The following is a 12574-nucleotide window of genomic DNA, read 5'->3' on the forward strand; positions in this document are numbered from 1 at the left end:
TAGTAACAAGAAGTCCCCGACAAATGTTCGATTGTCAGGGACTTCTTAGCTATATTAAAATAAAGCAATCTGCTCATTAACCATAGCCTTTAGATTCTGCTCCTCATTACTCATATATTTACGATGAATATCTAATCGCTGAGCTTTTTCGCCTAATTTTTGCGTAAACCATTCGCTCAAATGCTTTGTGCTTGACAACACCGCCGAATCGATGGGTATAGCACCTTGGTCAATCAGTGTGCGATTTCCACTAGGACATGATTCTTCATCTCGAACAAAAAGTGGTACCCACTGTGCTTTAAGATTCTCCGCGGCTCCAGTCCATGTACCTCCCTTTTTTTCCGCAGCTGAAATCACAACTGTATAATTAGACATAGCATACACAAATTTATTCCGTTCCATTGCATTATAAGCGTGAAAGGGTACTTTTGGATGAAACGGAGTGAGTAATAACATTTTGTTTTCCAAAATATTTTTTCTCACTTCTCGGCGCTGAATGATTTTCTCTAACCCGTTTGCCAGAATAGATAGAACTCGCCCGCCGTTATTAAGTGCTGTATCTTGAGCAATAGAGTCCACCCCTCTCGCTCCTCCAGAAATAACAACCAGTTCTTCATTCGCGCACTTCTGAGCAAGTTTTGCTGTAAATTCCACACCAGCGCTATCAACATCACGCGACCCAACGATGGCAACTCCCCCAGCAGAAGCAAGATTATAATCCCCGACACCAAACATAATGACAGGACATTTTCTTTTAAGTACTTTCTTTAGGCGTTGGGGGTAAGTAGGTTCTGCTCGCGTCGTTATCCATATTCCTAAGCTAGATAATCGTTCTATTTCCATCGATAGGTTTGCCCCGCGGGCTAGTAACCTTTGCATGCGTTCGACTTGAGCTTCATTTAAATCAAGTTGTTCTTTCCACTCGTTCGGATCAGCTTCAAAAAACTTCCTTGGATACTTCAAGGTCGAATGACTTAGTTTCTCAGACATTGCGTTCCATTCTGAAGAGCTCAAAGGTTTTAAATCCATATTCTTGACTATAGGTAAACCAACGTTACTAGCCAGTAAAAGAATTGCCTGGCTGTCAACAGACAAACTTATTGTCATTCAATATCACCTCCTCCAGATGTTGAAGCAATTGCCAAAGGAATTACCGGACCGCACCCGGCCTGGCGTAATAAATTGCCGCATATAGTCATTGTCCAACGTGAATCAATCATATCATCGACGAGAAGAACTGGGTCAGCCCTAACCACTCCTTGAACAGAAAACGCTCCGAGAACATTGGACGCCTGTTGTATCCTATTCTGCATGCTTTTCTGCTCAGGGGTTTCCCTAGTTTTAATTAACACTGAATGAAAAGGTATTCCTAGCTTTCGTGCAAGCCTCTGTGCAAAATCAGGGACTAACAAAGGCCTCCGCAAAGAAGGAATTGCGGTCACCCAAACAGGGTAGGGATTAGGTTGCCACGCTTTTATTAGCTCAACAGCTGCATCGACCAACTCATCACTGAAGCAACCGTCAATGTATTTATTGCTGGCTACCAAGCTACCCCAACCCGCATCACGGTAGATGCAAAGGACACGGCCAGATTCATTACGTAAATCTTCAGGAATTCGTCCCTTTTTGTCGCCAACTCCACCGGGAGGCCACTGCTTTCTTGGCTCAATCTCCAGAAAATCTCTGCGCAAGAAGGTAATCGCTTCCCTTACAATACCAGCTTCTACAGACGTAGACAAGCGTTCTCCCGTACAGTTAGCGCAGCGATTGCACTGTTTTGCATATGGGTCGTCCAGTTCTTTCGATATATATTCCATAAAACATTGCTTAGTTTGGGTAAATTCCCTCATAATCCCCATTTCCTGTTGTCGCAATGCCGTAACCTTTTCAAAACGCGCGAGATCTAGCTTCCAGGGATTAACCGTTCTATAATAGGTACTCTTGTTTTTAGCAATAATTCCGTCAATCTCTAAAACCTTTATACATCTTTCGATTCGCCCTTTACTCAAATTTGCGAGTTTAAGAATCTCATTTATTGTTAAACCATGCTCAGCTTCCTCAATCAAGTGGACAATTCGAACCATTTCACCAGACGTCGGGAACGCAGAGTTGATAAAGTATTCCCCTATTTCGTCATCTTCACTACCCGTTAAGAGTATAGCATAAGCTGTATCTAACGCTCTTCCTGCACGGCCGATCTGTTGATAGTAGGCTATCACAGAAGAGGGTCTTTGAAAATGAATTACAAAACCTAGGTCAGGTTTATCAAAACCCATACCTAACGCAATGGTAGCAACCAATGCTTTAATTTCGTTTTTCAGAAGTCTCTGTTCTAGTATTTCCCTTATGGGATTATCAATTTTCCCTGTGTATTCTGCAACATCATGGTGATTTTTCCTAAGCCACTGAGCTACTCGGCGACAGTCGGCTATAGTTAAGCAATATATAATACCCGAGCCCGGCAGATTAGATAAGTTTTCTGCCAGCCACGCTAATCTTTCCGCTTGATGCGCTAGTTGAATAACTTGCAACTGAATCGAGTCACGAGCCAATGCTCCTCTCAAAACCAAAAGATCGGGACCAAGTTGTTCGGAAATATCGTCCACAACTCGAGAATTGGCTGTGGCGGTTGTAGCCAAGATTGGAATATTAGGGGGCATCATTTTCACAATTTCCACGATTCGCCGATAGTCCGGTCTAAAATCGTGACCCCAATCCGAGATGCAGTGCGCTTCATCGACAACCAACATACCTATGGCCTCGCGGATACTGGAAAACATCTCAACAAACCTATGGTTAGCAAGTCTTTCGGGGGAAATTATAATAATGTCTAGTAACCCTTTACTCAATTCAGCTTCGATTTGAGGCCATTCCTCCTCGTTAGAGCTGTTTATAGTGGCAGCTTTGACGCCAATACGTTCCGCCGCCTCAATTTGATTACGCATCAGCGATAAAAGAGGACTCACGATAATTGTAAAACCTAATCCTTGATTACGAAGCAATTTGGAAGCTATAAAGTAGATGACACTTTTTCCCCATCCCGTCCGTTGAACAACCAGGGTTCGTCTTTTTTTAATTACTATAGATTCGATGGCTTCCCATTGACCATTCCGAAAGCTTGCATCAGTCCCTAACATACCTTTTAAGAGATTTAACGCGCTCTGCTCAATATTCTCATTATTAGTCACGATCCCCCACCTCTCACAATTACTGCCAATACAACAGGAATTCTTCATAAACCAACTATTTCCTGCTAATGTATTGATAGCCAATCTTGTAAGAGAAGGGACTTGTAAATCCTTTTCTTATATCTGATACAAAGCGTCTTACTAATTTGGCTTAATCATTAAATACTTGGGACCTCTTCATACTACTGAGCTGCTCCACTGCTTTAAAGTTAGTAGCTCCCAAATAGGACGTTGAGATAACCCGTAGTTTGCCGCCACCCATTGTAACCTGAGTAGCTCATTGATGATCAACCGTAAACCACTACACCTAATAAACGAGACTAGAAAATCTATCCTGTCACTGTTTAGGATTCCCGTTTTAGTTCTGAGATCATGCTCGGCTTTTGGACCGCCCAGTAAAGAGAAAGTTCTCTGAATAGACGTGTCTGGTCTCACAGTACTCTAATAACCGATTAAAGAAAGTTACGCCACTCATCGAATAGAATAACTACCAAAAAAGTTATTCTTCTCACAAGCCTCAAGAAAAGGAACTTTTAAAAAGTTGATTTCTTGAAGAGGAGAGTGTCTAGCATACCTATTCAACTCTTCCAAAGCCTCTTGTATTAAATAGCCCTTGTTTATTGCCATCTCTTCAATTTGCATGAACCAATAATTTGTTGTGTGCTTATCCAAATATATTGCTTTATATCTTTCATCTAAAGAAAAGATCTCTCTCCATGCTTGTACTTCTTCTTCATGACCCTCACAACTAATCCTCAAGTCTAAATTATCAGGTATTAGATTAACTATACCGTTAAGAAAGTGTAGTTCAATATTTATAGGTGGTTTCATCGCCATATAAGAGTAAAATGTTTTTCTTCGACTGCCTGAAAGGTCACGTAGTGGATCTTTAGCAGATTTATATGAGCGGTTACATTCCATACAAGTAGGTGCTAAATTTTTTAAGTTGACCGAATTAAATGGATAAATATCTTTAGGGAGATAATGGTCATAATCTTCTCGCTTAGAATTAAACTCCCCCTTAATTCTATGAATACCGCAAAATGGACATATTCTTTCAGTGTTTTTTAAAATAAATTTACTGTAATGATCGGAAATCTTACCGATTCTTGATTTTATTGCTTGTAACGAAAAAATATTAGAATTCCAAAGAAACTTATAAAAAACTTCCAATTTAACAGCAAGATTATGATGATATTGTTTTAATTCCTCATACGTCACTGGATCTTCCCCTGGCTGATTCCCACAAAGTGCTTCTATGTGATTATTGGCTTTGAACCAACGCGCAAGTCTGTCAATGTCATTCTGTGACAAGGTTTTAAACACAGCATAAATCGCTTTTATTTGATCAACAAAGAGTTTTCCCGTTTTAGTTGCAAGAAAGCGATTATTAGTAATAATAGCCTTCAATTCAGTATTTTTATTGAAAAGAGTAATTCTATACTGTCGACTGGGAGCTTTACACCATACTTCATCGAATATATAATCGATATATTCTTGCATTGTTTCTATTTCATGGGGTATAAACTCATAAACGTAATGCATTATTTATCCTCTCTTGAAGTAAGAATACTATTAATCAAAAGTATCTTTTCGACAGATTCGCCGAACAATTTATTAGTTTCGTCAATGATTTTTTCTCTGCTTTCTCCATGATAGAAACGTTCTTTCAATTGCTCAAGCATTTGCTCGGCGTATCCACCAATCGTTTCTCCCTTACCAAATGCTTTCATAGTAATTTTATTAATAGATGCTCCAAAGGTATTAAAATCGGGACGAGATATATTGATACGTGCAGTTGTCTTACTCTTTGAAAAAAGCAAGACATTTTCTTGCTTACTATCAGATATCAGAAATGGGGAATGCGTGGTTATCAGCATTTCTCTCATAATTTGTTTAGTATTATTAAAGCACTCTCGCAAACGTGATATAAAATTGGCCCTCCAGTCTGGGTTAAAGTGAGTTTCGGGCTCGTCCAAAAGAAATAAGCATGGCTCATCTTTAAATAAAAGACATAATCCTATCGAATGAATAAACTGATGTTCACCGTCGGACAACGACCGAGTATAAATTACGTTACCAATCTGATCTATGTCAAGCTCAAACTCCTTAATTCGAAATATACTTGTTTCCCCTAAAGCGATCGACGTCATATCTTGCTTCAAATAGATATTTTTCGATGTATATATCCGGGCTCGTGTTATTTGGTCAATGCAATAATAGTTTAGAGTATACAAAATTTGAAATGCTTGGAATAATTCCAATGGTGAATTGCTAAAATGAAAACGAAAAGCCTCTTTTGTGCTATCGTCCACGAAAAAGTCCAATGTGAGGGACTTTTCATTACCGTCCTCATCATAGTTAATATACGATGAAGTTGCGCAGTTTTTGAACTTATCTATTGTTATATTGATATTCGAAGTTAACTCTCTATGAGTTTTTGAGTAATCATTCCTCTCTTGGTTGGATAATGTTCGCAAACGATCTTCGTGAATTTCTTCGTAATGATGCTTACCAATAATAAGCCGGAACTCTTTCACTCCTTTAAGCCCTAGTTCTCTTTTGAAAGGCAGTAGTATATCTTCTGGCTGTAACAGAAGATTGCTAAGCAAAATAGCTTGGCTAAAATGGTCGTCAAGGTAAACCAATCGCCCTTCAGGGGCTTGCCCATAATAGTCATCTCGCGTCAGCATGTCTCTATACTCATCGAAATGGATAAATCTCATTTTAAAAAAAGGCAGACTTAAAATTTCGTTTTCACCTGAAGAATAGGCTAAAATATATTTTGGCAAGAGTTCTTTGGCCGTTTTTTTGTCAAGAGGAACAGATCGATTAATACCATCAGCGCGGTTACACCAAAATATTTTAGGTCTTAGACCTAATTTTTTGACTATTTTTAAGTGGGCAATGGTTTGCATTTTTTCGTTCTTTAACGAGTCCGGCAAGGGCATAAGGTACTCCAATTCAAAAGCATCAGGCGTTGCAATCTCTTCGCGAAATCCTCCGGCGTTTTCTTCTTCATCATAGCGTAGACTATCAGGCCGATAGCGAAGATGTATGCATTCTATGTGATAGAAAATAGCGGCTAAGGCCTCCAAGATATTTGACTTACCGCAACCATTGGGACCTGCAAGAATGTATGGATTAAATTCTGTATCATTGTCTTTATTATTCTGATTTCTCAGGAAATCAACAGTGAATCCTTGGTTCAGACTTCTGAATCCGTTGGGGTCGTTGATTTTTAGACGTAATAGCTTCATACATTCACCTTAAGCATGACTTTTTTCTTTTTTTCACCTGTATTCTTATCTATTGCTTCTATAAAGATTTGTTTGATAAAAGGCTTGTTTCCTTTCAACATTGAGTAGAGTATTTTCTTCACTTCATCATACTCTGGCAGTTCCTCAAAGAAGATTTCTTCTAAGCATTCCATTAATTCACTGAAATCAAAAGGTTGTCCTAACTTTGTCTCAATTATTGTTTTCAGAGTTTCCTCAGAAAATTGTTTTGTGGTTATCACTTCTATCGGCAAATACTTCACGTTTTTTTTCACCGGTTCGACCTCAACCACTACATCCACAGGAATACTGCTCAAATCCAGCTCGCCTCGAAAGGCGCGTTGAATTAATGAACTGTAGATGTTATCCAACTCTGTTAAACTTCTATTATATTTTGATTTGAGTGACTCGACCTTTTCGACAATAGTGGAGAATTTGTCTTGCAATATACGTGGCGATTTTAAAATTGGAAAAGATTCAATTTGTTTAAAATTCAGACCTGGCTTTGTTTGTCCGTATTGTTGCTTTTTTACATATCGCTGACCAGCATTTGGCATAGATAAGTAAAATGACAGGTATGTTGAATTTATTCCTCGAGTTCGAATTATTGCAACATGTTGGCTAACATACGCATCACTAAAATCAGTTGGTACATAAGCAACTCTACCAATGCATGAACCTGTAATAGTCAATAAAACATCTCCTGATCGAACTCTCGTTCGATCAGTCTCTTTGCTTTTGGGCGGTGAGACGTATACAGCATTTTCTTTGGATATGTGATTCATTTGTACATCTAGTGACCTGATAAATCTATCCCCCACAGTAGAATAATACTTAGACCACCCTCGCCCTCCACTTGTCATGTGAACGATGAAGTCTGATAATGGAGATATTTGAAATCCTTTCTCATTCCTCACCGGATCCCCAAACATCTCCAGAAAAGTACTCTTCAAGAGTTCATCCAACGCCATGATGCTCTCTTTGCGTTTGGCAATTAGATTTTCCGCCCGAGTCAGAATGGCGGCGATGCGGATTTGGTCAGATAAATCGAATTGGGGAACTTTAATACTGTCCAAAGCAGCACGATTTATATGCGGAATTGTCGCACCCGTGGCTGTTGATCTAAGATAGTCAAACTTTGATTGAAGCAGTTTCCCGAGGAATACTTCAGAATATTTCTTTGTATCTTTTATACGCAATCTCGATATCGTACTACCAATATAGCCCTTTTTCCCGTAGCCTATAGTACCAGCATTTGCTCCATCCCAAGCAATAAGAATATCCTTTTCGTAAGCCTCAACACCTTTATTGTCATCTGTAAAGACAATGGTAATGTCATTTCTAAGGTCATTAATCCCTATTATTCTCTTAGAACTTAAGCTGGGAGCTTCTACAGGGTTATGCTTCTTGCCTTTTGAAATGTCCACTATTTTACCAAGGTATTCGTATTTCATCCCAACATCCCCTCAAGCTCATTCAACTCCTGAGTAATCTCACACTCAATTTTCTTGAGCTTGGCTAAAATTACAGCCGGTTTCCCATACTCGACCTCTTCAAAAACATCCTCCTTATACTTATTCATAGAGAGATCATAGTTTTCTGCGATAATCTTGTCTTTAGGCACAAAGAAAAACTTTTCTTTGCGGTTGCTCTCTATCCGCTGATCCCGCTTTTTATACTGTGTTATAATATCCTGCAGATCGCCATACCCCTCAAGTTTTGCCCGCTTGTCATCAAGGATGTAACCGTCACTTTGCATATCATAAAACCAAACATTCTCAGTTTCGCCTCCCTTGGTAAAGATTAAAATGGCGGTACTAACTCCGGCATAGGGTTTAAATACTCCGCTTGGCATGGTGATAACTGCTTTTAATTCGCATTTTTCAATGAGTATTTTTCTTGCTTCAACAAAGGCTTTACCACTGCCAAATAAAACACCCTGCGGCACAATCACGCCGGCAGTTCCACCCATTTTAAGCAGATTATAAATGTTTTCGACAAACAAGAGTTCAGTTTTGGTAGTTCCTAATTTAAGCGATTCGTTAATGTCGCCCTTATCAATACTGCCAGTAAATGGCGGGTTAGCCATAATAATCTGATATTGATTGGACTCGGTAAAACCTTTGCTCAGGGTATCTTTGTAATCAATGTGCGGAGTGTCTACGCCATGCATCATCAGGTTCATCAGCCCCAGCCGCACCATGGTCACGTCTATATCGTAACCATACAGACGGTTATTCAGAATATCACTTACTTCTTTAGTCAAGAGACTACTCACCGAATTGCGGATAAACCCATCTTCATCGGGCTGAAGATTCTTCTTATTTTTATCCAGCTGAGTCACCATATACTGATAAGCGCCAAGTAAAAAACCACCGGTTCCACAGGCAGGATCGGCAATTCGGTTACCCAATTGTGGCTCAACCAGTTCGACAATAAGCTTAATGATATGTCGCGGAGTTCTAAACTGTCCGTTTTTTCCTGCTGAGGCGATTTCAGAGAGGAGCATTTCATAGACGTCCCCTTGTATATCCTGAAACGCCTGTCCACCCTCGTTAGCATCCTTTTCAATCTCCGCAAAAATCTCTTCAATGGTTGACATTACTTCTACTAACAAGGTTGGTTTAGGGATAATAAAGACCGCATTCTTCATGTGATGAGAAAAGGACGATTCATCCCCATTGAGCATTTTCAAGAAAGGAAACACATTTAGTTGAATGTGTTGTAACCGTTCTTCCGCAGGCAAATGTCTGAAATGACTCCAGCAAAGAGTTGCTTTATTTACATAATTCTCTTCTTTGTCAGGCATCCCAGTCGGCAGCCATTTTCCCTCAAATTTTGAGGTGTAAAGTTCTCCTGTAAATTCGGCATCTGCCTTCCTCTTAAGGTCAAGATCATCCAACCGCTTCATAAAGAGCAGATAGGTAATCTGTTCAATGGCCGTAAGCGGATTGGATATACCGCCACTCCAGAATTTATCCCAAAGTTGGGTAATTTTACTTTTAAGTGCTGAATTGTTTTGTAACATATTATGCTGCCACCCTTTTTGTAAGTTCTAGAATTTCGTTGATTTCTGCAGGGGTAAACAAGCCACGGATTCCCTGGGGGTGCAATACTGTAAAGGGTGATTCTATCAGATCTCGCTTTTGCACGGTCTCTTTTTCTAGGATAAAATCCTGCAAAAGATTTAAAAAATCCAGTTGCCGGGAGCTAAGGTTCGTATGGGTATGGATAAATTGCTCAAATGCCTTGGTGACTGTTTCAGGGAAACTTTCCAGGATTTCGAGCCCTAAAATATGTCTGATGAACTGAATGAACTTTGCTTTGCGGTTTCGATAGACATTTTTAAGTAAATCTTCGGTGATATGAGGGTGCTCATCGTGCAACAGTGCAGCAAGTTCCTGTGCCTCATCTTCGGTAACCTCTTTCCCATCTTTGATCTTCTGCAGAATAGGGTTACTCTCAGTAAGTTCCATGATGAGCTTCTCTACCATTTCTCGATACTTAGAAACACTCACCGCCGAATGTTCTGGCCCAAACTCCACCACTTCTTTTGTTTTCAGCAAGTCCACAAAGTCAAACCGAGCAGGTCCAAGTGCTTGAACATCACCATCACGGTATTTCATCAGTGGAGATAACTTTTCGGCAAGTTCATCAAATGTTCCGTCTGTTGCCTTTGCCCAATAGTTATTTGTTTGAGCAAGTCTTATAATAGACTCTTCCCTGGCAACAATATTGACGGAAAGCGGAAGTTCGCCAATCAGCTCAACGATATTATCCTTTAATGTCTCAAACTTCTCTTTCTCATTTGCCAATTTCGCCAATGATGTTTCAAGTAAATCTTTCTGAAATCGCATCATCTTAAAGTCAGTTTGAGAAACCGTTCTAAAAAGTGGCTTGATGGTCGCACGTAAATATTCAATCTTTTCACGTGTCAGTTTTGTCCAGAAATTGTCATCTTCGATTTTTAGTAAGTCTGTGGCTGACTCTTGAATAACCACCGAGTTTTTTGGGAGTTCCTGAATCTGCTGTCGGAGTTTAATAATCTCTTTTTCGGCAATAGTATCGTTTTGAATGTCGATTGCTTTTTCGATTTTATCAAGCCTGATTCCGAAAAAACGCACAGGGAGCGAAATCTGAACAGTTGTTTCTTTGCCCTTGGGACTAAGTTTAAAATATTCAAAATTGTCCCAGCAATCTAAAATAAGGAAGATATCTTTTTCTGTACACCAAGGCTTTATTTTATGTGATTCCAAAAGGCGTGTACCACGGCCGATCATCTGCCAGAACTTGGTGTAAGAATAGACTGGCTTAGCAAAAACAAGATTAACCAATTCTCTAATGTCAATCCCGGTATCCAGCATATCGACACTGAGGGCAATACGCGGCATATCGTTGTTTGTAAACTGATCCAGTAGCCCACCCTTGCCATAAACCCGCGGATCGTCCGAAACCAAAACTTTTGCCAGTTCCCCCTTATACTCAGGGTACAGGGAATCAAAAAAATCTGTTCGATTCTTCGGGCATGGGACATTGAAGAGCAGAAAAATATTGTTTTACCAGGAAGAACACCATTGGAATCTTTTATTGATTCTTCCATGAACTCTTTGACGATGAGTGCATTGGTTCCCTTATTGATAACAGTCTTCTCTAGCTCGGTGCCTTCAAAATTGATCTCTTCTACCTCTTTACCTTCAAGAATTAATCGCTTTTGGTCTTCCAGGGAGATAGTTCGCTTGCTAATACCCTCTTCCTGAAACTTAGTGTGTATCTTCATCACTTGAAAGTTACACAAATAGGGCGGTATGTGATTAACTGCTTCCTCGTAAGTGTAGGCAAACGTTGGAAGACCATTATCACAATCAAAAAGCTTAAAAGTGTTGTGATCAATAATATCTGTCGGAGTTGCAGTTAGGCCGAGTGTAATCGCTTTGAAATAATCGAGGACTTCTCCGTAGGTATTATATATGGAGCGATGGCTTTCATCAATCACAATCAGATCGAAGAAGTGAGGTGAAAGGGTGTTATCTTCTTCCCTTATTATATTGAGCATTGTGGGATAGGTTGAAATATAGATACGGCGATCTTTAGCAATGAGCTTTTCACCAAGCTTAGGCCAACGAGGTTCATTCGGTAAATGTTCCTTGAAAGCCGTTAGTCCCTGTTCCCGTAAAGCAATTCTATCCACCAGAAATAACACCCGCTCTGCATGACCCGCCCGCATGAGTGCATCAATTAGGGCAATACATGTTCTTGTTTTTCCAGTTCCCGTGGCCATCACCAGAAGGAAATTTCGTTGTTTCTTTTCTATTCCTTCCATTACAGAACGAATTGCCCGGATCTGATAGTCTCTTCCTGCAATTTCCGTATTAATCAGCTCATCAGCAAGACGTTTTCGATGTTCTCGAATATAAAGAAACCGCTCTAAATCATCTCGCGTTGGATAGCCGACTACTTTTCGGGGAGGGTAGTTTTCTAAATCCCAGAAGAAGATCTCAAGACCGTTAGTGTAGAAACAGAAAGGTAGTTTTTCATCATTTTGTTTTTGAATGTTGTAACAATACTGTTTTGCCTGTTCCCGACCGATTGCTGCATCTTTGGAACTCTTTTTAGCTTCAACAACAGCTAGCGGCTTCCCATCTCTCCCCAATAAAACATAATCACTATATTGATGACCTTCATAAGGTGTTCGCGCCTCTGCCACTCCATCTGGTAAGGGCACAGCAATATCGAACTCTTTTGAGACTTGGGTGAGATTATTTACATCCCAACCCGCTTTATGTAGTTTTGCATCAATAAGTTCTTTTCGTGTTTCTGCTTCAGTTTTCATCGTTTCTCCTATCTTAGGACTTGCTAGGTGAGGTCACTTTTATCCTAACACACTTTTAATGTTCAGTGTCTGTTAATTCGTAGTTACATACTGTAGTGTCTAATTACGGGGTTCTATTTAGCTTTTGTTTGATGTAATCGGTGAAATTAGTTAAATGCTTTCCAGTGCTAGTACCTATGATTTTCATAAACTCACTTTTCCTTTTATTTCTAGTAGCGATATACCAACTCGATATTATAAGCATGAATCCATACAACATTAAGACTACTAAAAATAGG

The 12574-nt window shown here is 39.7% G+C and carries 8 protein-coding genes; all 8 read right to left on the minus strand.

Features of this window, described 5'->3' with window-relative positions:
* Positions 1-54: 54 nt before the first annotated feature.
* Entirely contained in the window at positions 55-1107 is a 1053-nt protein-coding gene (locus tag DSOL_RS06570) for a DNA-processing protein DprA (protein WP_075364085.1), read from the minus strand.
* The gene (locus DSOL_RS06575; RefSeq protein WP_235838720.1) at positions 1104-3188 is read right to left on the minus strand and encodes a RecQ family ATP-dependent DNA helicase; all 2085 of its coding nucleotides are present in this window, start codon (positions 3186-3188) and stop codon (positions 1104-1106) included. Before DSOL_RS06575 ends, DSOL_RS06570 begins: the two co-directional genes overlap by 4 nt.
* A gap of 471 nt (positions 3189-3659) precedes the next feature.
* Positions 3660-4733 (minus strand): hypothetical protein, encoded by a 1074-nt coding sequence (locus DSOL_RS06580; RefSeq protein ID WP_075364086.1) that lies wholly within the window; start codon positions 4731-4733, stop codon positions 3660-3662.
* Complete coding sequence (locus DSOL_RS06585) at positions 4733-6448, minus strand: restriction system-associated AAA family ATPase (protein ID WP_075364087.1); 1716 nt, start codon at positions 6446-6448, stop codon at positions 4733-4735. The genes DSOL_RS06580 and DSOL_RS06585 overlap by 1 nt, the downstream gene beginning before the upstream one ends.
* Complete coding sequence (locus tag DSOL_RS06590) at positions 6445-7920, minus strand: restriction endonuclease subunit S (RefSeq protein WP_075364088.1); 1476 nt, start codon at positions 7918-7920, stop codon at positions 6445-6447. Before DSOL_RS06590 ends, DSOL_RS06585 begins: the two co-directional genes overlap by 4 nt.
* On the minus strand, positions 7917-9494 hold the full coding sequence (locus tag DSOL_RS06595; RefSeq protein WP_075364089.1) for a type I restriction-modification system subunit M: 1578 nt from the start codon (positions 9492-9494) through the stop codon (positions 7917-7919). The genes DSOL_RS06590 and DSOL_RS06595 overlap by 4 nt, the downstream gene beginning before the upstream one ends.
* 1 nt (position 9495) lies before the next feature.
* Positions 9496-10800 (minus strand): type I restriction-modification enzyme R subunit C-terminal domain-containing protein, encoded by a 1305-nt coding sequence (locus DSOL_RS28390; protein ID WP_207649612.1) that lies wholly within the window; start codon positions 10798-10800, stop codon positions 9496-9498.
* The gene (locus tag DSOL_RS28395; protein WP_207649613.1) at positions 10743-12296 is read right to left on the minus strand and encodes a DEAD/DEAH box helicase family protein; all 1554 of its coding nucleotides are present in this window, start codon (positions 12294-12296) and stop codon (positions 10743-10745) included. Before DSOL_RS28395 ends, DSOL_RS28390 begins: the two co-directional genes overlap by 58 nt.
* Positions 12297-12574: the final 278 nt, after the last annotated feature.

Source organism: Desulfosporosinus metallidurans (assembly GCF_001936615.1).
In the GTDB taxonomy this organism is placed as follows: domain Bacteria; phylum Bacillota; class Desulfitobacteriia; order Desulfitobacteriales; family Desulfitobacteriaceae; genus Desulfosporosinus; species Desulfosporosinus metallidurans.